The sequence below is a fragment of the Pseudomonas sp. NBRC 111139 genome (assembly GCF_001753955.1).
Classification (GTDB): Bacteria; Pseudomonadota; Gammaproteobacteria; order Pseudomonadales; family Pseudomonadaceae; genus Aquipseudomonas; species Aquipseudomonas alloputida.
In genome coordinates this window covers 16,497-38,915 of the sequence record NZ_BCBP01000064.1, presented here as the reverse complement: position 1 = coordinate 38,915, position 22,419 = coordinate 16,497, and the positions used below count along the sequence as shown (strand labels likewise).

The window sequence follows — 22,419 nt, the reverse complement described above, 5'->3', positions numbered from 1 at the left end:
CCGCCCCCCATAACCCTCAAGCCTTACACTCCCCCGCCCACTACCAGCCTCAGTCCCCTTCCCTTGCACCCCCACCGAACAGAACTAAGCTTGTTGCCTCAGTGGGCTTCGCTCCGAAAGGACCGATGCAGACACGGCGCATGGCCTGTCGCCGCCCCAGAAAAAACTTGACCGATCGATCAGAAAAAGATGAAAAACGGTACACATTACAAATATTTATTTGTGTACAATCGCCCAGACCCGATCCCTGCGGGACATCAGTGATCGGACCTGGACACGGGTCGGCGTACCAAAGTTGCGTTGCGGTAACCTTGCTGGTTATCAATACTGGCGCCGATTTTTCGACCAACAAGAACATCAAAACCGTGGAACCTTAGAATGAGCACAGCAATCAGTCCGACTGCTTATAACTATAAGGTCGTCCGCCAGTTCGCCATCATGACGGTGGTCTGGGGGATCCTTGGCATGGGCCTCGGCGTCTTCATCGCCTCGCAGCTGGTGTGGCCGCAGCTGAACCTGGACCTTCCCTGGACCAGCTTCGGCCGCCTGCGCCCGCTGCACACCAACCTGGTGATCTTTGCCTTCGGGGGCTGTGCGCTGTTCGGCACCAGCTACTACGTGGTGCAGCGCACCTGCCAGACCCGGCTGATCTCCGACAGCATGGCCGCCTTCACCTTCTGGGGTTGGCAAGCCGTGATCGTCGGCGCGCTGATCACCCTGCCGATGGGCTACACCACCACCAAGGAATACGCCGAGCTCGAGTGGCCGCTGGCGATCCTGCTGGCGATCGTCTGGGTTACCTACGGCCTGGTGTTCTTCGGCACCATCGTCAAGCGCAAGACCAAGCACATCTATGTCGGCAACTGGTTCTACGGTGCATTCATCGTGGTCACCGCGATGCTGCACATCGTCAACCACATCTCGCTGCCGGTGAGCCTGTTCAAGTCGTACTCGGCCTACTCCGGCGCCACCGACGCGATGATCCAGTGGTGGTACGGCCACAACGCCGTGGGCTTCTTCCTCACCACCGGTTTCCTGGGGATGATGTACTACTTCGTGCCCAAGCAGGCCGAGCGGCCGATCTACTCGTATCGCTTGTCGATCGTGCATTTCTGGGCGCTGATCACCCTGTACATCTGGGCTGGCCCGCACCACCTGCACTACACCGCCCTGCCTGACTGGGCGCAGTCGTTGGGCATGGTGATGTCGATCATCCTGCTGGCGCCAAGCTGGGGCGGCATGATCAACGGCATGATGACCCTGTCGGGCGCCTGGCACAAACTGCGCACCGACCCGATCCTGCGCTTCCTGGTGGTGTCGCTGGCGTTCTACGGCATGTCCACCTTCGAAGGCCCGATGATGGCCATCAAGACCGTGAACTCACTGTCGCACTACACCGACTGGACCATCGGCCACGTCCACGCCGGCGCCCTCGGCTGGGTGGCAATGATTTCGATCGGCGCCGTGTACCACATGATCCCGAAACTCTACGGCCGCGAGCAGATGCACAGCATCGGCCTGATCAACGCGCACTTCTGGCTGGCCACCATCGGCACCGTACTGTACATCGCCTCGATGTGGGTCAACGGCATCACCCAGGGCCTGATGTGGCGCGCCATCAACGATGACGGCACCCTCACCTACTCCTTCGTCGAAGCCCTGCAGGCCAGCCACCCCGGCTACATCGTCCGCGCCCTGGGCGGTGCGTTCTTCGCCAGCGGCATGCTGCTGATGGCCTACAACGTGTTCCGTACCGTACGTGCCGCCAACCCGGCACAGGCTGAAGAGGCCGCCAAGATCGTCGTTGTGGGAGCGCACTGATGAAGCATGAAGCCGTCGAGAAGAACATAGGCCTGCTGGCCTTCTTCATGGTCATCGCCGTGAGCGTCGGTGGCCTGACCCAGATCGTCCCGCTGTTTTTCCAGGACGTCACCAACAAGCCGGTCGAGGGCATGAAGCCGCGCACCGCGCTGGAGCTGGAAGGCCGCGATATCTACATCCGCGAAGGCTGCGTAGGCTGTCACTCGCAGATGATCCGCCCGTTCCGTGCCGAAACCGAGCGGTACGGCCATTACTCGGTAGCCGGTGAAAGCGTGTGGGATCACCCGTTCCTGTGGGGCTCCAAGCGTACCGGGCCGGACTTGGCCCGCGTCGGCGGCCGCTACTCCGATGACTGGCACCGTGCGCACCTGTACAACCCGCGCAACGTGGTACCGGAATCGAAGATGCCGTCCTACCCGTGGCTGGTCGAGAACAAGCTCGACGGCAAAGACACCGCGAAGAAGATGGAAGTGCTGCGCACACTCGGCACCCCGTACACCGACGCCGACATTGCTGGCGCACGTGACGCGGTCAAGGGCAAGACCGAAATGGACGCCATCGTCGCGTACCTGCAGGGTCTTGGCACCATCATCAAGAGCAAACGGTGACGCTGATGGATATCGGGATGATTCGCGGCCTGGGCACCGTCGTGGTGATGGTGGCCTTCGTGGGCCTGGCGCTGTGGGTGTTCAACCCACGGCGTAAAAAGGACTTCGACGAAGCGACCCAACTGCCCTTCGCGGATGACCCCGAGGCCACTCGGCACGTCGAGCAAGCAAAAGCTTCTGGGAGCAAACAACAATGACAACCTTCTGGAGTCTGTACGTTACCGTCCTGACCCTGGGCACCATCTTCTCGTTGACCTGGCTGCTGCTGTCGACCCGCAAGGGCCAGCGCGAAGAGGTTACCGACGAAACCGTCGGGCATGCCTTCGATGGCATCGAGGAATACGACAACCCGCTGCCGAAATGGTGGTTCTGGCTGTTCGTCGGCACCATCATCTTTGCCCTCGGCTACCTGGTGCTGTACCCGGGCCTGGGCAACTGGAAAGGCGTCCTGCCGGGCTATTCGTACCTGGATAACGACAAGCAGACCGAGTTTTCCAACGGCCAGCCGGGCTGGACCGGCGTGCACGAATGGGAAAAGGAAATGGCCAAGGCCGACGCCCGCTTCGGGCCGATCTTCGCCAAGTTCGCGGCGATGCCGATCGAAGACGTAGCCAAGGACCCACAGGCATTGAAAATGGGTGCACGGCTGTTCGCCTCCAACTGTTCGGTGTGCCACGGCTCCGACGCCAAGGGCGCCTTCGGCTTCCCCAACCTGACCGACAACGACTGGCGCTGGGGCGGCGAACCGGACACCATCAAGACCACCATCATGGGCGGTCGCCATGGCGTGATGCCGGCCTGGGCCGAAGTGATCGGTGACCAGGGCGTGGCCGACGTGGCTGCGTTCGTGGTCAGCAAACTCGATGGCCGCACACTGCCTGAGGGTGCGAAGGCCGATGTGGAGAACGGGCAGAAGATCTTCGCAGCCAACTGCGTGGCCTGCCACGGGCCGGAAGGCAAAGGCACGCCCGCCATGGGCGCACCGAACCTGACCCACCCGCAGGCGTTCATCTACGGCTCGAGCTTTGCCCAATTGCAGCAGACTATCCGTTATGGCCGCCAGGGGCAGATGCCGGCCCAGGAACAGCTGCAGGGCAACGACAAGGTGCACTTGCTGGCGGCTTATGTGTACAGCCTGTCGCACCAGGCTGAGCCGGCCAAGGCTGAGTAAGGCAGGCCTGGCCTGTTCGCGGGTAAACCCGCTCCTACACAGGATCCTTGTAGGAGCGGGTTTACCCGCGAACAGGCCGGTACTGGCACAGCATTTCTCGCAGGCTGATGACCTGGATCAATTGACACCCGCCATAACACGTTTCATACCACGAACCCAACGCGACTAAAGGTCGCAGTGCGATCCCATACCGCCCTCAGCGGCGTATCATGGACCGCAGAGCGCTAGCAGATTGCGCGAGACTGCGGCCCGCACGCACAGGCCGCGGCGTTTCTCCACTGCCGTGGGACTTGATGATGAGCAAGCAAATTCCGGTACATGATGTCACCCCGCCTGCCAGCAAAGGGAAGGATTCCGTCGACCTCTACGCTTCCCGGGAAAAGATCTACACTCGCGCCTTCACCGGCCTGTTCCGTCGCCTGCGCATGGTCGGGGGTGCCGCACTGTTCCTGCTGTACTTCGGCACCGTGTGGCTGAACTGGGGAGGGCACCAGGCCGTGTGGTGGAACCTGCCCGAACGCAAGTTCTACATCTTCGGCGCCACCATCTGGCCGCAAGACTTCATCCTGCTCTCGGGCATTCTCATCGTCGCCGCCTTCGGCCTGTTCTTCATCACTGTGTTCGCCGGCCGGGTGTGGTGTGGCTACACCTGCCCGCAAAGCGTGTGGACCTGGATTTTCATGTGGTGCGAAAAGGTCACCGAGGGTGACCGCAACCAGCGCATGAAGCTCGACAAAGCCCCCATGAGCGGCAACAAGTTCCTGCGCAAATTCACCAAGCACAGCCTGTGGCTGCTGATCGGCTTTGTCACCGGCATGACCTTTGTCGGCTACTTTTCGCCGATCCGTGAGCTGGTGGTCGAATTCTTCACGGGCCAGGCCGATGGCTGGGCCTACTTCTGGGTCGGTTTCTTCACCCTCGCCACCTACGGCAACGCCGGCTGGCTGCGCGAACAGGTGTGTGTGTACATGTGCCCGTATGCACGTTTCCAGAGTGTGATGTTCGACAAGGACACGCTGATCGTGTCCTACGACCCGCGCCGTGGCGAAACCCGCGGCCCGCGCAAGAAAGATACCGACTACAAAGCCCAGGACCTGGGTGACTGCATCGACTGCACCATGTGCGTGCAGGTCTGCCCGACCGGCATCGACATCCGTGACGGCCTGCAAATCGAGTGCATCGGCTGCGCAGCCTGCATCGACGCCTGCGACAGCATCATGGACAAGATGAACTACCCCAAAGGCCTGATCAGCTACACCACCGAACACAACCTGTCCGGGCAGAAGACCCACCTGCTGCGCCCGCGTCTGATCGGCTATGCCGTGGTACTGCTGGTGATGATGATCGGGCTGGCGACGGCCTTCGCCACCCGTTCGCTGGTCGGTTTCGACGTCAGCAAAGACCGCGTGCTGTACCGCGAAAACGCCCAGGGCCGGATCGAGAACGTGTACAGCCTGAAGGTAATGAACAAGGATCAGCGCGATCACGTCTACGTGCTGGACGCCGCCGGCCTGCCAGACCTCAAGCTCGAAGGCCAGCGCGAGATCCGCGTGGCCGCCGGTGACATCGTCAGCCTTCCCGTGCAGCTGTCGGTTGCCCCCGAGAAGCTGCCATCGACCACCAACGAAATCACCTTCATCCTCAAGAGCGCCGACGACAGCGACGCCCAGGTTGAAGCCAAGAGCCGTTTCATCGGCCCACAGATCCGCTAAGAGAGATAACGCACAATGCCTGCCGCCACCGCCGCCAGCCCCTGGTACAAGCACCTCTGGCCCTGGATCATCATCGGCATTCTCACCACCTCGGTGTGCCTGAGCCTGACCATGGTCAGCATCGCTGTGCACAACCCGGACAACCTGGTGAATGACAACTACTACGAGGCCGGCAAGGGCATCAACCGCTCGCTGGACCGCGAGCTGCTGGCGCAGCAGCTGGGCCTGAAAGCCAGCGTGCATCTGGACGAACTGACCGGCGAAGTGGACCTGCGCCTGACCGGTAGCAGTGGCCCGCAAAACCTGGAGCTGAACCTGATTTCGCCGACCCAGCCAGAGAAGGACCGCAAGGTGCTGCTGAGCCGTGTCGAAGCAGGGCGCTATGTGGGACAACTGGAGGACAAGGTCGACGGGCGGCGCTTTGTGGAACTGCTGGGCAGCGAAGGGGGCCAGGTCTGGCGCCTGTTCGAAGAGGAAAAAGTGGCGCATGGTGTGACCTTGCAGTTGGGTGACGAAGCCCTTCAAGGTGCCGAACACCAGTAATGATTCCTGGTATGAATGGGGGCGCTTTGCGCCCCTTTCGCGACGCAAGGCCGCTCCCACAGGAGAACGCATGCTTCTGTGGGGGCGGCCTTGCGTCGCGAAAGGGCGGCGAAGCAGCCCCGGCGATCTCACGACATAAGACTGTTCCAAAATGACCCAGCCCACCCCCTGCTACCACTGCGCCCTGCCCGTCCCGGCCGGCAGCCGCTTCACCGCCGTGGTCCTCGGCCAGCCGCGGCAGTTCTGCTGCCCCGGTTGCCAGGCGGTGGCTGAGTCGATCGTCGCGGGTGGCCTGGAACATTACTACCAGCACCGCAGCGACAACAGCGCCAACCCCGAAGCCCTGCCCAAGCAACTGCAGGACGAACTGGCCCTGTACGACCGCAGCGACGTGCAGCAAACCTTCGTCCGCCACCAGGGCGAGCTGGCCGAAACCACCTTGCTTGTCGAGGGCATCAGCTGCGCCGCCTGCGGCTGGCTGATCGAAAAGCACTTGCGCAACCTGCCCGGTGTCGCCGAAGCCCGGTTGAACCTGTCCAACCACCGCCTGGCGCTGAACTGGGACGACAAGCAGCTGCCGCTGTCGCGCCTGCTCGCCGAACTTCGCCAGATCGGCTACGCCGCCCACCCCTACCAGCCTGACCAGGCCGCCGAGCAATTGGCCCGGGAAAACCGCAGCGCCCTACGCCGCCTGGGCGTGGCCGGGCTGCTGTGGTTCCAGGCGATGATGGCGACCATGGCCACTTGGCCGGAATTCAACATCGACCTGACACCCGAGTTGCACACGATCCTGCGCTGGGTGGCGCTGTTCCTGACCATTCCCATCGTGTTCTACAGCTGCGCGCCCTTCTTCAAGGGCGCGGCGCGCGACTTGCGAACGCGCCACCTGACCATGGACGTTTCGGTGTCGCTGGCCATTGGCCTGGCGTTCGGCGCCGGCATCTGGACAGCCATCACTGGCAGCGGCGAGCTTTATTTCGACACGGTGGGCATGTTCGCCCTGTTCCTGCTGACCGGCCGCTACCTGGAGCGCCGCGCCCGCGAGCGCACAGCGGCGGCCACTGCGCAGCTGGTCAACCTGCTGCCAGCCTCATGCCTGCGCCTGGACGCCATCGGGCGCAGCGAACGCATCCTGCTCAGCGAGTTACAGTGCGGCGACACCGTGCAGGTGCTGCCCGGCGCGGTCATCCCTGCCGACGGGCGCATCGTCGAGGGCCGCTCCAGCGTCGACGAATCGCTGCTGACCGGCGAGTATCTGCCGCAACCACGCCGGGTGGGTGAGCGGGTCACTGGCGGTACGCTGAACGTCGAAAGCGCGCTGAATGTGGAAGTGGAAGCCCTCGGCCATGACTCACGCTTGTCGGCCATCGTCCGCCTGCTGGAGCGCGCCCAGACTGAAAAACCGCGCCTGGCGGAAATCGCCGATCGCGCCTCGCAGTGGTTCCTGCTGTTCTCGCTGCTGGCCGCCGTTGCCATCGGCCTGTGGTGGTGGCACCTGGACCCGACAAGGGCGTTCTGGATCGTGCTGGCCATGCTCGTGGCCACCTGCCCTTGTGCCCTGTCTTTGGCTACGCCAACCGCACTGACCGCCGCCACCGGAACCCTGCACAAGCTTGGTCTGCTGGTCACCCGCGGCCACGTGCTGGAAGGCCTGAACCACATCGACACGGTGATTTTCGACAAGACCGGCACACTGACCGAAGGCCGCCTGACCTTGCGCAGCATCCGCCCGCTCGGCAGCCAGGCCGCCGACCGCTGCCTGGCCCTGGCCGCGGCGCTGGAAAACCGCTCCGAACACCCCATCGCTCGCGCCTTTGGTCGTACCGCCACGCCTGCCGATGACGTACAGAGCGTACCCGGCCTGGGCCTGGAGGGGCTGGTCGACGGCCAGCGCCTGCGCATTGGTCAGGCTACCTTCGTCTGCGCCTTGAGTGGTGCGGAAATCCCCGCTGTGCCCGAGCCTCGCGGCCAGTGGCTGCTGCTGGGCGACCGCCAGGGGCCACTGGCCTGGTTCGGCCTGGATGACCGCCTGCGCGACGATGCCCCGGCCCTGCTCGCTGCCTGCAAGGCGCGCGGCTGGCACACCCTGCTGCTGTCGGGCGACAGCTCGCCGATGGTTGCCGAAGTGGCCGCGCAGCTGGGTATCGAGCAGGCCATTGGCGGCCTGCGCCCGGATGACAAACTGGACCGCCTGAAAGCCCTGCAGGCTGACGGGCGCAAGGTGCTGATGCTCGGCGACGGGGTCAACGATGTACCGGTACTGGCCGCCGCCGATATCAGCATCGCCATGGGCAGCGCCACCGACCTGGCCAAGACCAGTGCCGACGCCGTCTTGCTGTCCAACCGCCTGCAAGCGCTGGTGCAGGCGTTCGAGCTGGCCCGCCGCACCCGCCGCAACATCCTCGAGAACCTGCTGTGGGCGACCCTGTATAATGGCCTGATGTTGCCGTTCGCCGCGCTCGGCTGGATCACGCCGGTGTGGGCCGCCATCGGCATGTCGGTCAGCTCGCTGATCGTGGTGCTCAATGCCTTGCGCCTGACCCGTATGCCAGTGGCCTCGGGCCCGCTGCCCCACGAAGCCCCTTTACCCGGGAGGAAGTCGCCATGCCCGCCCTCTATGTCATGATCCCGGCAGCCCTGCTGCTGGTCGGCGTGGCCGTGTACATCTTCTTCTGGGCGGTCGACAGCGGTCAGTACGATGACCTTGAAGGCCCCGCCCACAGCATCCTGTTCGACGATCAGGACCCGCGCCACCAGGCGGCAGTGAAGCTTGACGATGCCCCGGCCGACACCGACAAGGAACCACCGCCCCGTGCCTGACCTGCTTGCGCTGCTGGGCTCGGCACTGGTCCTTGGCCTGCTAGGGGGCGGTCACTGCCTGGGCATGTGCGGTGGCCTGATGGGCGCACTGACCTTGGCCATCCCCCCCGAACAACGCGGCAAGCGCCTGCGCCTGTTGCTGGCGTACAACCTGGGGCGCATTTTCAGCTATGCCTGCGCCGGCCTGTTGCTGGGCCTGGCCGGCTGGGCCGTGGCCAGCAGCCCGGCAGCGCTGGCGCTGCGGGTGGCTGCAGCGCTGCTGCTGATTGCCATGGGCCTGTACCTGGCCGGCTGGTGGAGCGGGCTGACCCGTATCGAGGCGCTGGGCCGCGGGTTGTGGCGGCATATCCAGCCGATGGCGTCGCGCTTGCTGCCGGTGTCCAGCCTGCCCCGGGCGCTGCTGCTGGGCGCCTTGTGGGGCTGGCTGCCGTGCGGTTTGGTGTACAGCACCCTGCTGTGGGCCGCCAGCCAGGGCAACGCAGGGTACAGCGCGGTATTGATGCTCGCGTTCGGGTTGGGCACCTGGCCGGTGTTGCTGGCAACCGGGCTGGCTGCCGAACGGGTAAACGCCCTGTTGCGGCGACGCAGCGTGCGCGTGGCGGGCGGTGTGCTGGTGATGCTATTCGGTGTCTGGACCCTGCCGGGCCCACACCAGCACTGGCTGATGGGGCATTGACGGGGCTGCAAAGCAGCCCCAATGCCCTTGATACAAATCAACACAGTTTCCTACAGACGGCCATAGACTCCGGTGCACTGCTGCTCTTTCCGGGGACTACCCTCATGCTCGACGACCTCCGTTGGGATACCGACCTGATCCGCCGCTACGATCTCGCCGGGCCACGCTACACCTCTTACCCAACCGCCGTGCAACTGCACAGCGAGGTGGGTTCGTTCGACCTGCTCAACGCCCTGCGCGAGAGCCGACGGGCCGTACGCCCGCTGTCGCTGTACGTGCATGTGCCGTTCTGCGCCAACATCTGCTACTACTGCGCCTGCAACAAGGTCATCACCAAAGACCGTGCGCGCGCCGCGCCCTACCTGCAGCGCCTGGAGCAGGAAATCCAGCTGATCGCCTGCCACCTGGACCCTAAACAACGTGTTGAACAGCTGCATTTTGGCGGCGGCACACCGACCTTCCTCAGCCATGTGGAACTGCGCCAGCTGATGTCCACCCTGCGCCAGCACTTCCACCTGCTGGACGACGATTCCGGCGACTACGGCATCGAGATCGACCCTCGCGAAGCCGACTGGTCGACCATGGGCCTGCTTCGCGAACTGGGCTTCAACCGCGTCAGCCTGGGTGTACAGGACCTCGACCCGGTCGTGCAGCGCGCGATCAACCGCCTGCAGAGCCTGGAGCAGACCCGCACCTTGATCGAGGCTGCGCGCACGCTGCAGTTTCGCTCGGTCAACCTCGACTTGATCTACGGCCTGCCCAAGCAAACCCCGGAAGGCTTTGCCCGCACCGTCGAAGAGGTGATCCGCCTGCAGCCCGACCGCCTGTCGGTGTTCAACTACGCTCACCTTCCCGAACGCTTCATGCCGCAACGGCGCATTGACAGCAACGATCTGCCCAGCGCGGCCGCCAAGCTGGAGATGCTGCACGCCACCATCGACCAACTGACCGCCGCCGGTTACCGCTACATCGGCATGGACCACTTCGCCCTGCCCGACGACGAACTGGCCATTGCCCAGGAAGAAGGCACCTTGCAGCGCAACTTCCAGGGCTACACCACCCACGGGCACTGCGACCTGATTGGCCTGGGCGTGTCGGCGATCAGCCAGATCGGCGACCTGTACTGCCAGAACAGCAGTGACCTCAACACCTACCAGGACAGCCTGTCCAACGCCCAGCTGGCCACCCAGCGCGGCTTGCTGTGCAACCACGACGACCGCATACGCCGGGCAGTGATCCAGCAACTGATCTGCCATTTCGAGCTGGATTTCGAACCCATCGAACAGGCTTTCACCCTGGATTTTCGCGGTTACTTCAACGACCTCTGGCCCGAGCTGCTGACCTTGCAGCGCGACGGCCTGATCAGCCTGGACGACAAGGGCATTCGCATCCTGCCCGCCGGCCGGCTGCTGGCGCGCTCGGTATGCATGGTGTTCGACGCCTATCTGGCGATGCACAACCGCCAGCGCTTCTCGCGAGTGATCTGAAAAACAAGGCGTTCAACCGCATGGACAAGCTTCCTTGTCAGGCACACTATGAGCACACAAGGACTCCCGGCAGGCCACCTGCCGGGGTTTCGCCAGCGCGCACCATCACCGCGCACACTGGCCTACACCCTGTGTCGTGAGTTACCCTTACGACTTATGTGTGCTTTCCCACAAGGATCGATTCAAATGTCCGAGCCAGTCAAACTGCGCCCACACAACCAGGCCCATTGCAAGGATTGCAGCCTGGCCCCCCTGTGCCTGCCTCTTTCGCTGAACCTGGAAGACATGGACGCACTGGATGAAATCGTCAAACGCGGGCGGCCGCTCAAGAAAGGCGAGTTTCTGTTCCGCCAGGGTGACAGTTTTGGCTCGGTCTACGCAGTACGGTCCGGGGCCCTGAAAACCTTCAGCCTCAGCGACAGCGGCGAAGAGCAGATCACAGGCTTTCACCTGCCCAGCGAACTGGTCGGCCTGTCAGGCATGGATACCGAGGCCTACCCGGTATCGGCCCAGGCCCAGGAAACCACTTCGGTGTGTGAAATCCCCTTCGAGCGGCTGGACGAGCTGTCGGTACAACTGCCACAGCTACGCCGCCAGCTGATGCGGGTAATGAGCCGCGAAATCCGCGACGACCAGCAAATGATGCTGCTGCTGTCGAAAAAAACCGCGGACGAGCGCATTGCCACTTTCCTGGTCAACCTGTCGGCGCGCTTCCGCGCCCGTGGCTATTCGGCCAACCAGTTCCGCCTGAGCATGTCGCGCAACGAAATCGGCAACTACCTTGGCCTGGCGGTAGAAACCGTGTCGCGGGTGTTCACCCGCTTCCAGCAGAACGGCCTGCTGCGCGCCGAGGGCAAGGAAGTGCACATCCTCGACCCGATCCAGCTGTGCGCGCTGGCCGGTGGTGCAATCGAGGCCTGACGCTGGTCTTTAGCGGGTATACTTGGGCATTCGTTTTCCCAGGATACCCGCAACAATGCACAGCGAAGCCTTCGACCTCAAAGCCCTGATCCGCCCGGTAGTGGACTTCCCCAAACCGGGTGTGATCTTCCGCGACATTACCCCGTTGTTCCAGTCGCCACGCGGGCTGCGCTATGTGGCCGATCAGTTCATCGAGCGCTATGTCGAGGCTGAATTCAGCCACATCGGCGCCATGGACGCGCGGGGTTTCCTGATCGGCTCGATCATCGCCCACCAGCTGAACAAGCCGCTGATCCTGTTCCGCAAGCAGGGCAAGCTGCCGGCCGACGTGTTGAGCGAGGGTTACCAGACCGAGTACGGCGAGGCCTTCCTGGAAGTGCATGCCGACAGCCTGTGTGAAGGCGACTCGGTGCTGATCTTCGATGACCTGATTGCTACTGGCGGTACGCTGCTGGCGGCGGCCAACTTGGTGCGTCGTACTGGGGCGCAGGTGTTCGAGGCGGCAGCGATCATCGACCTGCCGGAACTGGACGGGTCGCGCCGGTTGCAGGCGGCCGGGGTGCCTACCTTCTGCCTGACCGAGTTTTCCCTCAGCGAGTACTGAGTGGGCTTTTGGGGCTGCTTTGCAGCCCCAATGAATCAGAGCGAAATGGGCCGGCGCCCTGCAAAGGCATGGGCCAAGGTACCACCGTCCACCATCTCCAGCTCACCGCCCAGCGGCACACCATGGGCAATGCGAGACGCCACCAAGCCTTTCTCGCTCAGCAACTGGGCAATGTAATGCGCCGTCGCCTCCCCCTCCACCGTCGGGTTGGTCGCCAGGATCACCTCGGTAAAGGTGCCCTGCTCTTCGATCCGCGCCATCAGCTGCGGAATACCGATCGCCTCAGGCCCCAGGCCATCCAGCGGCGACAGGTGCCCCTTGAGCACGAAGTAACGGCCACGGTAGCCCGTCTGCTCCACCGCATACACATCGGTCGGCCCCTCGACCACGCACAACTGGGTGTCGTCACGGCGCGGGTCGGCGCACTGCGGGCACAGTTCCTGCTCGGTGAGGGTGCGACACTGGCGGCAATGCCCTACCCCTTCCATGGCCTGGGTCAAGGCCTGAGCCAGGCGCAGCCCGCCACTGCGGTCGCGCTCGAGCAGTTGCAGGGCCATGCGCTGGGCGGTTTTCTGGCCAACGCCTGGCAAGATGCGCAGGCCGTCGATCAGTTGGCGGATGAGAGGGCTGAAGCTCATGGGAAAGGCCTGACAATTCAATAAGAGGCGGTTTATACCCAGCGGGGGCGGTGGCGTCAAATCACCTCGCCCAAAGCCTGCAAGGTCGGCTTTTTTGTGGGAGCGGCCTTGTGTCGCGAAAGGGCTGCTAAGCAGCCCCGGCACTCTATGCTGCAAAGCTGGAATCCGGGGGCCGCTTCGCGCCCCTTTCGCGACACAAGGCCGCCCCCCACATAAAGAGCAGACCGCAGCCGGGTGAAATCTACGCAAAAAAACGCCGCTGATATCAGCGGCGTTTTTGAGTACCTCAATGCCTTAGAACGGCATCTTGAAGCCTGGCGGCAGCTGCATGCCGGCGGTCATGCCGCCCATCTTTTCCTGGCTGCTTTGCTCAACCTTGCGCACGGCGTCGTTCAGCGCAGCGGCAATGAGGTCTTCCAGTACTTCCTTGTCATCTTCATCAGTCGACATCAGGCTCTGGTCGATGCTGACGCGCTTGACGTCATGACGACCGGTCATCACCACGCTCACCAGACCGCCACCGGACTGACCGGTGACTTCGGCGTTGGCCAGTTCTTCCTGCATCTTCTGCATTTTTTCCTGCATCTGCTGGGCCTGCTTCATCAGGCCGGCCATGCCACCTTTCATCATGGGGTATACCTCGATTGGGTCATGTGATGCGGCCCGGCACCGGGCCGGCCGCATGGTTATCCGTTACTGGCCCTGACTGGCCAGGGCTTCTACAGGCTCAATAGTATCCTGCCGCACCTTGGCGCCGAACAACTTGATCATCTGCTGGATCAACGGATCCTGCTCGATCGACGCGACGGCGTCCTGCTGGCGCTCGGCACGCTTGCGCGCTGCGGCCTGAGCCGGGGTTTCCTGCTCGGGCAGGATCAGCTCGATGCGCAGGTTCAGCGTGCGCCCCAAGTGCTGGTTGAGCGCTTCGTTCAGGCGCCGCTGCTGGGTGGCGTTGAACAACGCACCCTGGCCCGGGTCCAGATGCAGCAACCAGTCGTCGCCATCGGCGGCAATCAACGTACAGTTTGCCGCGATGTTGCCTGTCATCCCGGACACAGGCAACTGTGGGAATAATTCCAGCCATTGCAGGGCCAGACCGGTGGCTGGTTTGGCTGCCGGCAACGGTTCGGCCGCCGGTTTGGACACATCTTCCTGAACATGCTCGGCCAGCTCGTCCAGGTAGCTGAAGCCTGCCGGGTCGCTTTCGCCACCGTAGTAGTCTTCGTCAAGCGGCGGCTCATCGTCGCGCTCCATCCCCACGGCAGCGTAGGCAGACGGGTCGAAAGGCGGCTCGTCGTGTGCCGGGGTGGCCTGTGGGGGCGCCACCGGGGCAACAGGCTCGGACTCGGGCGCGGGTGCCGGTTCGGGCGCGAGTTCAGCCGCTAACGGCGCGGGCGCAACGGCAGGCTCTTCCCACGGCAAGTCGACCACTTCGGCAACAGGCTCAGGTACGGAGATGGCCTCGGCTTCGGCCTTCAGCTCAACATCTGCCTCGGCCTCCGGCTCATGATCAGCCGTCGCGGGTGCAGGCACCTCCAGCTGCGGGGCTTGCGCTACAGGCTCCGCCGGCACAGCCGCGACAGGCGATGAAAGCGCGACCGGCGCCGCGGCTGCCACCTGCCCTGCAGGATCAGCTGTGGCCTGGCTGATCCCCGTTGGCTTTAGCACCGGCTTCGGTGCATCGTCCGTGTCTGCCGGGCGGAACGCCAGCATGCGCAGCAGCACCATCTCGAAGCCACCGCGCGGGTCCGGCGCAAGGGGCAGGTCACGGCGGCCTATCAGGCCCATCTGATAATAGAACTGCACATCCTCGGCCGGCAGCGCCGAAGCCAGCGCCAATACCCGCTCGCGATCACCCTGGCCGTTGTCTACCGCTTCGGGCAGCGCCTGGGCAATGGCTACACGGTGCAGCACATTGAGCATTTCGGCCAGAACGCCCGACCAGTCCGGTCCTTGCTCGGCCAGGTTACGCACGGCCTCCAGCAAAGCCCTGGCATCGCCTTCGAGCAGTGCCTGCAAGACCCCATACACCTGGCCATGGTCGAGGCTACCCAACATGGCACGTACATCGGCAGCCAGTACCTTGCCTTCACCAAAGGCGATGGCCTGGTCGGTCAGGCTCATGGCATCACGCATGGAACCATCGGCCGCACGGCCCAGCAGCCACAGGGCATCTTCCTCGAACGGCACGTTCTCGGCGGCCAGTACGTGGCTGAGGTGCTCCACCACCCGCTCCGGACTCATGTTCTTCAACGAGAACTGCAGGCAGCGCGACAGGATGGTGGCCGGCAGCTTCTGCGGGTCGGTGGTGGCGAGGATGAACTTGACGTAGGGCGGTGGCTCTTCCAGCGTCTTGAGCAAGGCGTTGAACGAGTGGGTCGAGAGCATGTGCACTTCGTCGATCAGGTAGACCTTGAAGCGCCCACGGCTAGGGGCGTACTGCACGTTATCGAGCAGTTCGCGGGTGTCCTCGACCTTGGTACGGCTGGCGGCGTCAATCTCGATCAGGTCGACAAAACGGCCTTCGTCGATTTCCCGGCACACCGAACAGGTGCCACAGGGCGTGGAGGTGATGCCGGTTTCACAGTTCAGGCACTTGGCGATAATACGGGCGATGGTGGTCTTGCCCACGCCGCGGGTACCGGTGAACAGGTAGGCATGGTGCAGGCGCTGGTTGTCCAAGGCATTGATCAAGGCCTTGAGCACATGGGTCTGGCCGACCATTTCGCGGAACGAGCGCGGACGCCATTTTCGTGCAAGAACCTGATAACTCATCGAAAAACCATCGTAGCCTGATCGAGCGGAAGATCGCTAATGCTAGCGGAGCGGGGGCAAAATTGCACCCTGCGCAACTCGTCTAAGCTTGGAATGGCGCATTGTCCAGGGAGGATTGCCTTTGCGAAGACTGCTGGCCCTGTTACTGCTGTGGTCTACAAACAGCCTGGCTGACCAGCCGGTGCTGCGCTTTTCCGTCGCCGAGAGCTGGAGCATGCCGCTGGTACGCATCGAAGGCGATCAGCCAGTGGAGGGATTGCTTTACGACCTGATGCAAGCCGTTGCCAGGCAAGTGGGCGCTCGCCCCGAGTTCCATGTCATGGCCCGCCTGCGCCTGGAGGAGGCCATGAGCAGCGGCGACATTGATGTGCGTTGCTACGTCAGCACCCAGTGGCTCAACGACCGTCCAAGGGATTTTGTGTGGAGTATCCCGCTGATTCATCAGCGCGACGTACTGGTTGGCCGCGCCGGCGACAGCAACCCGATATCCGCGGAGCAACTGCCACCCCAGGCGATTGGCACGGTGCTTGGCTACACCTATTCAACCCTGCAACCGCTGCTGGACCACGGCCAGCTGCACCGTGAGGACAGCCGCAGCCAGTTGCTGGTGCTGCAAAAGCTGCAGGCAGGCCGGTATCGCCATGCGGTGAGCAATCAGTTGTCGTTGCAGTGGTTCAACCAAGGGTTGCCAGCGGAGCAGCAATTGCAAGCGCTGGCAGTGCTGGACGAACAGGATTTGGGGTGCATGGTGCGCAACGATCCGGCGATACCGACACAAGGGCTGTTGCGGGCGTTGGTAAGAATGAAGCAGTCGGGGGAGATCGAGCGGATTTTGCAGCGGTATGGAGGGACGGGCGACCCGGACAGTATGTCTGTGGCCCGGCCCGAAATACCCAGCAAAATGCCGGCACACAGCCAGCGCAACTAACGCCCTGCTCATTTCGCGAACGCTTGCGCAAACACTGTGGGAGCGGGCTTGCCCGCGAACACCGGCATAGCCGGTGCCATCCACCGCGTTATATTCTTCGCGGGCATGCCCGCTCCCACAGCGTTGTGAGGCACACTCACAATCGCTATCACAAACTCAATGTCACCGGCCTTTACGTTCAAACGCCAAGCTGACAGCATCCGCCTGCCCCCAGGCAATCTGCATGGCCCGCAAACCATGCTCCAACAACTGCCTGGTTTCTTCGTCCTGAATACGCTCAAGCGCCCGCCGGCTATCGCTGTAGGCGAACATCAGGTAGTGGGAAACATTCATCAACGCGAACTCCATCGGGACGATGCCTTCGCTGATCGCGCGGGAAAGGGATTTGCCTTGGGGAAGATCAAAGACGTGGGGCGGATCGGGGACCAATTTTTTCATGAGCTCACCATACCGGGCGAGAGCCCCCTTTCGCTTCCACACTTAGGGTGACAGTTGTACGCGGGGTGGAAGACCAGGGGTATGGCAAACCCGGCAGGCCCGAAGGCCTCCCACGCACAACTGTCATATCGACAGCCGCCAAACCACCCAGGCTTCCACACCCGATCGCTGAACTGACAGCGACCGCGAAAGCCTAGTGGGCGAGGTTGACCGGGACAATCAGACGGGAGTCGACGGAACACGTAGGATAATTCGCTATGCCTGCCTGACGTGTAGGGGCTTTCCTAGACTGTTATCAGACCTATCTTAAAGTGGGCACTCTGATCATGTGCTTACTGTTATCGGGATCCCTGTCTTCACACCAAAGCCCGTAAATACGCACTCAAGAACAACCCCACACCAAACACAAAATGCGTGGCCAGGCTCTTCAGACAGTTCCGCGCAGGTGTCGGCGTTCTGGACGCAAAGAACCCTGCCCCCATCGCCGGCTGCATGAGGCAAAACGGCGCCACGACTGTACCCACACCCACAACTACTGCAGGTAAAAGAGTAGGCGACCGCAACCAGCCCTCCCCTACGATCACAAGCAGCAGCATCGCGAAAAGCACGCCGGTGGCGTAGTGAATCACCCATCCCCACGCCAACTCATTTCGCACCGGTTCCGCTTTGGCAATCGCTTGGTGCGAAACACGCCCACCTAGCAAGTGCCCCGCCCAACGCCCGACCATGGCAAAGTTCAGCGTTGCCACACCCAACCGCCTCAGCAGCAGCCCCCACAGGTCCATCACTACAGTGGCACCTATGCCAATCGGCAATGCAGCTAAAAACATCGCAGTAAACGTCATTGAACAAGCCCTCGAAAGTTGACGGTCATTACCCATGCCGCGCAGCATAGAAGTTGAAGTCAACTTCAAGTCAAGGGCCCGAAATGGACATTGCCGACGTCGCCAAACGCACAGGCGTACCTGCATCGACACTGCGTTACTACGAGAAGAAAGGCTTGCTCAAGTCGCTTGCCGGGCACGGTCAGCGTCGACAGTTTGCAGCCGATGTGGCGGACAGGCTGGCGCTGATCGCCCTGGGGCAGGCTGCGGGGTTTTCGCTGGATGAAGTGGGGGCGATGCTGGTGGACCTGCAGGTCGACAGGCAGATGCTGATAGCAAAGGCGGACGAGCTGGATGCGCGGATCAAGCGCTTGCAGGCGATGAGCAAGGGGTTGCGGCATGCCGCGCAATGCCCTGAGAAAGATCATCTGACATGCCCGAAATTCCAGCAGCTGATGAAGCTGTCGGCGGCAGGAGCATTGGGCGAAAAGCAGAAAAGAACGAAGACGTTCGTTACAGATTGAGGTTTTCCGACCCCAGAAATGGAGGCGGCCCCACCAGCCACACCCCGGCACTCGATGTTCCCGCTATGGCTGCTCCCTTCCGGGCCTGACCAGGTTAACGGGTAATCAATGCGGGGGGACCGATGGGACCACCACTACATGCCTCGCTGAGCAGCGAGTGGCGCCATTGTACCGGTCTTTGGGGCAGATACAACCACTGCGGCAGAAAAAGTCATCATTTCTCAATGACTTGTCAGGGGCGAGACGGCCTGGACGGGCCTCTTCGCGGGTAAACCCGCTCCTACGGGGGACCGCGCAGGCTTTTCGAGTTTTGAGCAAGGCAGTTGCCCCCCCACAGGGGGGGCACGGATGCCTAGACCGCTATGCCCTGTTCGGCCAGGAATGTGACGAAGGCATCTTCGTCCAGTACCTTCACACCCAGCTCAGCAGCCTTGGCCAGCTTGGAACCTGCCCCCGGCCCTGCCACCACGCAGTGGGTCTTGCCGGAAACGGAACCGGCAACCTTGGCCCCCAGGCTTTCCAGCTTGTCCTTGGCAATGTCCCGACTCATGCGCTCCAGCGTACCGGTCAGCACCCAGGTCTGGCCGGCCAGCGGCAAGCCTTCGGCCACCTTCTTCTCGCTGCTCCAGTGCATGCCGAATGCCAGCAGCTGCGCTTCGATGTCCCGGGCCAGTTTCTGGTTTGCTTCATCCTTGAAGAACTCACGCACTGCGTCGACCTGCTTGGCCGCCAGGGCCTGGCGCAGGTCAATGCCGTCGGCGGCGATGATCTTGTCCAGGCTGTCGAGCTTGGCCACCAACTTCTCGGCACCGGTCGGGCCGACGGAGGCAATGTCGAGCTTGGCGATCATCCCGGCCAAGGTGGTGCTGGCGGCAAATTCGGCGGCCAGCTCACCTTCGTCCTGCAACTGCATACCGCTGTCGAGCAGCTGCTGGATAACCTTCTGGTTGTGCTCGTCTTCAAAGAAATTGTGGATCTCGTAGGCCACTTCGAGACCGATGTCCGGCAAATAGGTCAGCACCTGCGGCAATGCCTGCTGCACGCGCGCCAGGCTGCCCAGCGAGCGGGCCAGCACCTTGGCAGTCTCCTCGCCGACATCCGGGATGCCCAGCGCGTAGATGAAGCGCGCCAGGCTCGGGCGCTTGCTGGCTTCGATGGCATCCAGCAGCTTCTGGGTCGACACCTCGGCAAAGCCTTCAAGGCCGACGACCTGCTCGAACTGCAGCTTGTACAGGTCAGCCGGCGAGCCGATCAGGCCTTCATCCACCAACTGCTCGACACTCTTCTCACCCAGGCCGTCGATGTCCATGGCACGGCGCGACACATAATGAATGATCGCCTGCTTGAGCTGCGCGCCACAGGCCAGGCGTCCGACGCAGCGGTACACCGCACCTTCGCTGGTGGTTTCCTTGCCCTTGCTGCGTTTGACCAGCTGGGTGCGCTCGACCTGCGAACCACACACCGGGCACTCGCTTGGCACTTCTACCGGGCGGGCGTCTTGCGGACGACGCTCCAGCACCACCTGCATCACCTGCGGGATCACGTCGCCGGCCCTGCGAATGATCACCGTGTCGCCGATGCGCAGGCCCAGGCGGGCGATTTCGTCCATGTTGTGCAAGGTGGCGTTGGACACGGTCACACCGGCCACCTTGACCGGCTTCAGCCGCGCCACAGGCGTTACGGCACCCGTACGGCCAACCTGGAACTCAACGTCCAGCACCTCGGTCAGCTCTTCCATGGCCGGGAACTTGTGGGCAATCGCCCAGCGCGGCTCACGGGCGCGGAAGCCCAGCTCGCGCTGGGCGGCCAGGCTGTTGACCTTGAACACTACACCGTCGATCTCATACGGCAGGCTGTTACGCCGCTCGCCAATGTCGCGGTAGTAGGCCAGGCATTCTTCGATGCCCGCCGCATGCTTGAGCTCGCGGCTGATCGGCAGGCCCCAGGCCTTGAGTTGCTCGAGGATGCCGATGTGGCTGTCGCCGATGCTTTCGGACAACTGGCCGACACCATAGCAGCAGAACTCCAGTGGGCGGCTGGCGGTGATTTTCGAGTCCAGCTGGCGCAAGCTGCCAGCAGCGGCATTGCGCGGGTTGGCGAAGGTCTTGCCACCGGCCTCGGCCTGGGCGGCATTGAGCCGGTCGAAACCGGCCTTGCTCATGTACACCTCGCCGCGCACCTCCAGCACTGCCGGCCAGCCCTTACCCTGCAACTTGAGCGGGATGTTGCGCACGGTGCGTACGTTGGCGCTGATGTCTTCGCCAGTGGTGCCGTCGCCCCGGGTGGCGCCCTGCACCAACTGTCCGTCGCGGTACAGCAGGCTCACGGCCAGGCCATCGAGCTTGGGTTCGCAGCTGTAGTCGACCGCACCCGGCTGATCGAGGCCTTCTACCACACGGCGACCGAACTCACGCAGGTCGGCTTCTTCAAAGGCGTTGCCCAGGCTGAGCATGGGCACTTCGTGGCGCACCTGGCTGAACGCAGCCAAGGCAGCGCCGCCAACGCGCTGGGTGGGCGAGTCGGGGGTTACCAGGTGCGGGTGTTCGGCTTCCAGCGCCTTGAGCTCGTTGAACAGGCGGTCGTATTCGGCATCAGGCACGCTGGGCTCGTCGAGCACGTAGTAGCGATAGTTATGCTGATCGAGCTCGGCACGCAGTTCGAGGATACGGGTTTCGGCGGTCATGGGATTTGTCTTCTCTTGCAAAGCAAAAGAGCAGCTTGGGGTGTGCGTGGAGTTTTAGGTGTCTATTGACTGTGCCGGCCTCTTCGCGGGTAAACCCGCTCCTACAAGGGCGTCACATGCCCTAGGGCGGTGATGTACCTGTAGGAGCGGGTTTACCCGCGAAGAGGCCGGCACAGGCAACGACGATACCCGAACCGGCCAGCACGCCCTCAGGCTGCTCTTTCGTCTGGATCTGTCAGCGTTTCTGGGTCAGCGCACGGCGCTCGAACTCGACGATACGCTGGCGGTAGTGCTCGATGGTCTGGGCAGTCAGCACGCTGCGCTGGTCATCCTTGAGCTCACCGTTCAGTTCATGGGCCAGCTTGCGTGCCGCGGCAACCATCACGTCGAAAGCCTGCTTCGGATGACGCGGGCCCGGCAAGCCGAGGAAGAAGCTCACAGCGCGAGTGCTGAAGTGATCGATGTCGTCCAGGTCGAACACGCCAGGCTTGACTGCGTTGGCCATCGAGAACAGCACCTCGCCGTGACCGGCCATGCTCTCGTGGCGGTGGAAGATGTCCATTTCGCCGAAGCGCAAGCCGCTTTCCAGGATGTTCTGCAGCAGCGCCGGGCCCTTGAAGCCACCCTCGTCGCGGGAGATCACGCTGATGACCAGCACCTCTTCGGCGGGTGGCAACTCCTTGACGCTGCTGCTGGCAGGCGCTGCGCCGCTGCTACGGTTGTTGTCGGCGGCAAAGTCGTCATCGCTGTCGGCAAACAGGTCGGGCTCGCGCTGCTCGGCGCTCAGGTTCAGGTCACCCTGCTGCACATCGGCAGCCGCACTGGCACGCTTGCCGCGCTTGCTGGCCTTGACCGGCTTGGGCTCACGCTCGCGATCACGCGCAGATGCGCTGAGCGACGGCAGGTCGCTTTCGTCCAGCTCAGGCTCCTTGTGGGTATCGAGCACGCGCGACGGGCCGAGCACCTCGGCACTGCCACCCTCTTCGTCCGGCAGGTTGGAATAACTGCGATCCAGACGGAATTTCAACTTGCCTTTCCCGCCGCGCATGCGGCGCCAGCCGTCGAAAAGAATCCCGGCGATAACAATGATGCCGATGAGGATCAGCCACTCGCGCAGACCGATTTCCATGTAATCCCGTGCCTCTATAAAAATATGCTTGAAAACAAAGGGTTCAAAGCCCTTTAACACGTGGCGCCAACTCTATGTTCTGACAGGCGTTTTACCCACGCAAAAAACGAGTGACAT

21 protein-coding genes and 1 other RNA gene are annotated in these 22,419 nt (G+C 62.8%); 14 read left to right on the top strand and 8 right to left on the bottom strand.

Features of this window, described 5'->3' with window-relative positions:
- Positions 1–378: 378 nt before the first annotated feature.
- The 12 genes from ccoN to BJQ17_RS23460 all read left to right on the top strand — a co-directional run bounded on the left by ccoN (position 379) and on the right by BJQ17_RS23460 (position 12,363).
- Positions 379–1,821 (top strand): cytochrome-c oxidase, cbb3-type subunit I, encoded by a 1,443-nt coding sequence (ccoN, locus tag BJQ17_RS23515; protein WP_003254284.1) that lies wholly within the window; start codon positions 379–381, stop codon positions 1,819–1,821.
- Positions 1,821–2,429 carry a cytochrome-c oxidase, cbb3-type subunit II gene (ccoO, locus tag BJQ17_RS23510; RefSeq protein WP_003254286.1) on the top strand — a complete coding sequence of 203 codons (609 nt, stop codon included), beginning with the start codon at positions 1,821–1,823 and terminating at the stop codon, positions 2,427–2,429. The genes ccoN and ccoO overlap by 1 nt, the downstream gene beginning before the upstream one ends.
- 5 nt (positions 2,430–2,434) lie before the next feature.
- Positions 2,435–2,626, top strand: a complete 192-nt coding sequence (locus BJQ17_RS23505) for a CcoQ/FixQ family Cbb3-type cytochrome c oxidase assembly chaperone (protein ID WP_003254287.1) — start codon at positions 2,435–2,437, stop codon at positions 2,624–2,626.
- Positions 2,623–3,600 (top strand): cytochrome-c oxidase, cbb3-type subunit III, encoded by a 978-nt coding sequence (gene ccoP / locus BJQ17_RS23500; protein WP_003254289.1) that lies wholly within the window; start codon positions 2,623–2,625, stop codon positions 3,598–3,600. The genes BJQ17_RS23505 and ccoP overlap by 4 nt, the downstream gene beginning before the upstream one ends.
- Before the next feature lie 296 nt (positions 3,601–3,896).
- On the top strand, positions 3,897–5,312 hold the full coding sequence (ccoG, locus tag BJQ17_RS23495) for a cytochrome c oxidase accessory protein CcoG (protein WP_070096721.1): 1,416 nt from the start codon (positions 3,897–3,899) through the stop codon (positions 5,310–5,312).
- 15 nt (positions 5,313–5,327) lie between these two features.
- Positions 5,328–5,855 carry a FixH family protein gene (locus tag BJQ17_RS23490; RefSeq protein ID WP_003254292.1) on the top strand — a complete coding sequence of 176 codons (528 nt, stop codon included), beginning with the start codon at positions 5,328–5,330 and terminating at the stop codon, positions 5,853–5,855.
- A 151-nt stretch (positions 5,856–6,006) separates the two neighbouring features.
- On the top strand, positions 6,007–8,481 hold the full coding sequence (locus BJQ17_RS23485; protein ID WP_004577071.1) for a heavy metal translocating P-type ATPase: 2,475 nt from the start codon (positions 6,007–6,009) through the stop codon (positions 8,479–8,481).
- Entirely contained in the window at positions 8,460–8,675 is a 216-nt protein-coding gene (ccoS, locus tag BJQ17_RS23480) for a cbb3-type cytochrome oxidase assembly protein CcoS (protein ID WP_003254296.1), read from the top strand. Before BJQ17_RS23485 ends, ccoS begins: the two co-directional genes overlap by 22 nt.
- Positions 8,632–9,351, top strand: coding sequence for a sulfite exporter TauE/SafE family protein (locus BJQ17_RS23475; RefSeq protein ID WP_265181024.1), 720 nt, complete (start codon positions 8,632–8,634; stop codon positions 9,349–9,351). Before ccoS ends, BJQ17_RS23475 begins: the two co-directional genes overlap by 44 nt.
- 104 nt (positions 9,352–9,455) lie before the next feature.
- Positions 9,456–10,838: an oxygen-independent coproporphyrinogen III oxidase gene (gene hemN / locus BJQ17_RS23470; protein WP_070096720.1), complete on the top strand. Its 1,383-nt coding sequence runs from the start codon at positions 9,456–9,458 to the stop codon at positions 10,836–10,838.
- A gap of 186 nt (positions 10,839–11,024) precedes the next feature.
- Positions 11,025–11,759 (top strand): Crp/Fnr family transcriptional regulator FnrA, encoded by a 735-nt coding sequence (gene fnrA, locus BJQ17_RS23465; protein WP_003254301.1) that lies wholly within the window; start codon positions 11,025–11,027, stop codon positions 11,757–11,759.
- 55 nt (positions 11,760–11,814) lie between these two features.
- Positions 11,815–12,363, top strand: a complete 549-nt coding sequence (locus tag BJQ17_RS23460; RefSeq protein WP_003254303.1) for an adenine phosphoribosyltransferase — start codon at positions 11,815–11,817, stop codon at positions 12,361–12,363.
- A 35-nt stretch (positions 12,364–12,398) separates the two neighbouring features.
- Here the strand turns inward: BJQ17_RS23460 and recR are convergent, their stop codons facing one another.
- The 3 genes from recR to dnaX all read right to left on the bottom strand — a co-directional run bounded on the left by recR (position 12,399) and on the right by dnaX (position 15,776).
- Complete coding sequence (recR, locus tag BJQ17_RS23455; protein ID WP_003254304.1) at positions 12,399–13,001, bottom strand: recombination mediator RecR; 603 nt, start codon at positions 12,999–13,001, stop codon at positions 12,399–12,401.
- Between the two features lie 294 nt (positions 13,002–13,295).
- A complete protein-coding gene (locus BJQ17_RS23450) occupies positions 13,296–13,631 on the bottom strand; it encodes a YbaB/EbfC family nucleoid-associated protein (protein WP_003254305.1) in 336 nt (111 codons plus the stop codon).
- Between the two features lie 63 nt (positions 13,632–13,694).
- Positions 13,695–15,776 (bottom strand): DNA polymerase III subunit gamma/tau, encoded by a 2,082-nt coding sequence (gene dnaX, locus BJQ17_RS23445; protein ID WP_070096719.1) that lies wholly within the window; start codon positions 15,774–15,776, stop codon positions 13,695–13,697.
- A 121-nt stretch (positions 15,777–15,897) separates the two neighbouring features.
- On the opposite strand from dnaX, the gene BJQ17_RS23440 reads away from it, so the two are divergent.
- The gene (locus BJQ17_RS23440) at positions 15,898–16,704 is read left to right on the top strand and encodes an ABC transporter substrate-binding protein (RefSeq protein WP_070096718.1); all 807 of its coding nucleotides are present in this window, start codon (positions 15,898–15,900) and stop codon (positions 16,702–16,704) included.
- 162 nt (positions 16,705–16,866) lie between these two features.
- Here the strand turns inward: BJQ17_RS23440 and BJQ17_RS23435 are convergent, their stop codons facing one another.
- Both BJQ17_RS23435 and BJQ17_RS23430 read right to left on the bottom strand, forming a co-directional pair.
- The gene (locus tag BJQ17_RS23435; RefSeq protein WP_012051686.1) at positions 16,867–17,142 is read right to left on the bottom strand and encodes a hypothetical protein; all 276 of its coding nucleotides are present in this window, start codon (positions 17,140–17,142) and stop codon (positions 16,867–16,869) included.
- Positions 17,143–17,498: 356 nt separating this feature from the next.
- Complete coding sequence (locus BJQ17_RS23430) at positions 17,499–17,987, bottom strand: DUF2938 domain-containing protein (protein WP_004577058.1); 489 nt, start codon at positions 17,985–17,987, stop codon at positions 17,499–17,501.
- Positions 17,988–18,070: 83 nt separating this feature from the next.
- Between BJQ17_RS23430 and BJQ17_RS23425 the strand changes: the two genes are divergently transcribed.
- Complete coding sequence (locus BJQ17_RS23425) at positions 18,071–18,490, top strand: helix-turn-helix domain-containing protein (protein ID WP_003254311.1); 420 nt, start codon at positions 18,071–18,073, stop codon at positions 18,488–18,490.
- Between the two features lie 28 nt (positions 18,491–18,518).
- Here the strand turns inward: BJQ17_RS23425 and ffs are convergent.
- From ffs to zipA, 3 genes are all read right to left on the bottom strand, one after another.
- Positions 18,519–18,615, bottom strand: an RNA gene (gene ffs / locus BJQ17_RS23420) — signal recognition particle sRNA small type.
- A gap of 227 nt (positions 18,616–18,842) precedes the next feature.
- Positions 18,843–21,173, bottom strand: coding sequence for an NAD-dependent DNA ligase LigA (gene ligA, locus BJQ17_RS23415; RefSeq protein WP_070096717.1), 2,331 nt, complete (start codon positions 21,171–21,173; stop codon positions 18,843–18,845).
- Between the two features lie 235 nt (positions 21,174–21,408).
- Positions 21,409–22,302, bottom strand: coding sequence for a cell division protein ZipA (zipA, locus tag BJQ17_RS23410; RefSeq protein ID WP_003254313.1), 894 nt, complete (start codon positions 22,300–22,302; stop codon positions 21,409–21,411).
- Between the last annotated feature and the right edge of the window lie 117 nt (positions 22,303–22,419).

Excerpts from the sequence above, each read along its gene's own strand:
- recR (WP_003254304.1), bottom strand. The coding sequence starts at position 13,001 with ATGAGCTTCAGCCCTCTCATCCGCCAACTGATCGACGGCCTGCGCATC.
- BJQ17_RS23490 (WP_003254292.1), top strand. The coding sequence starts at position 5,328 with ATGCCTGCCGCCACCGCCGCCAGCCCCTGGTACAAGCACCTCTGGCCC.
- hemN (WP_070096720.1), top strand. The coding sequence starts at position 9,456 with ATGCTCGACGACCTCCGTTGGGATACCGACCTGATCCGCCGCTACGAT.
- BJQ17_RS23475 (WP_265181024.1), top strand. The coding sequence starts at position 8,632 with ATGCCCCGGCCGACACCGACAAGGAACCACCGCCCCGTGCCTGACCTG.
- zipA (WP_003254313.1), bottom strand. The coding sequence starts at position 22,302 with ATGGAAATCGGTCTGCGCGAGTGGCTGATCCTCATCGGCATCATTGTT.
- BJQ17_RS23505 (WP_003254287.1), top strand. The coding sequence starts at position 2,435 with ATGGATATCGGGATGATTCGCGGCCTGGGCACCGTCGTGGTGATGGTG.
- ccoP (WP_003254289.1), top strand. The coding sequence starts at position 2,623 with ATGACAACCTTCTGGAGTCTGTACGTTACCGTCCTGACCCTGGGCACC.
- ccoS (WP_003254296.1), top strand. The coding sequence starts at position 8,460 with ATGCCCGCCCTCTATGTCATGATCCCGGCAGCCCTGCTGCTGGTCGGC.
- ccoO (WP_003254286.1), top strand. The coding sequence starts at position 1,821 with ATGAAGCATGAAGCCGTCGAGAAGAACATAGGCCTGCTGGCCTTCTTC.
- BJQ17_RS23460 (WP_003254303.1), top strand. The coding sequence starts at position 11,815 with ATGCACAGCGAAGCCTTCGACCTCAAAGCCCTGATCCGCCCGGTAGTG.
- ccoN (WP_003254284.1), top strand. The coding sequence starts at position 379 with ATGAGCACAGCAATCAGTCCGACTGCTTATAACTATAAGGTCGTCCGC.
- BJQ17_RS23450 (WP_003254305.1), bottom strand. The coding sequence starts at position 13,631 with ATGATGAAAGGTGGCATGGCCGGCCTGATGAAGCAGGCCCAGCAGATG.
- BJQ17_RS23430 (WP_004577058.1), bottom strand. The coding sequence starts at position 17,987 with ATGACGTTTACTGCGATGTTTTTAGCTGCATTGCCGATTGGCATAGGT.
- ligA (WP_070096717.1), bottom strand. The coding sequence starts at position 21,173 with ATGACCGCCGAAACCCGTATCCTCGAACTGCGTGCCGAGCTCGATCAG.
- BJQ17_RS23485 (WP_004577071.1), top strand. The coding sequence starts at position 6,007 with ATGACCCAGCCCACCCCCTGCTACCACTGCGCCCTGCCCGTCCCGGCC.
- dnaX (WP_070096719.1), bottom strand. The coding sequence starts at position 15,776 with ATGAGTTATCAGGTTCTTGCACGAAAATGGCGTCCGCGCTCGTTCCGC.
- BJQ17_RS23425 (WP_003254311.1), top strand. The coding sequence starts at position 18,071 with ATGGACATTGCCGACGTCGCCAAACGCACAGGCGTACCTGCATCGACA.
- ccoG (WP_070096721.1), top strand. The coding sequence starts at position 3,897 with ATGAGCAAGCAAATTCCGGTACATGATGTCACCCCGCCTGCCAGCAAA.
- BJQ17_RS23435 (WP_012051686.1), bottom strand. The coding sequence starts at position 17,142 with ATGAAAAAATTGGTCCCCGATCCGCCCCACGTCTTTGATCTTCCCCAA.
- fnrA (WP_003254301.1), top strand. The coding sequence starts at position 11,025 with ATGTCCGAGCCAGTCAAACTGCGCCCACACAACCAGGCCCATTGCAAG.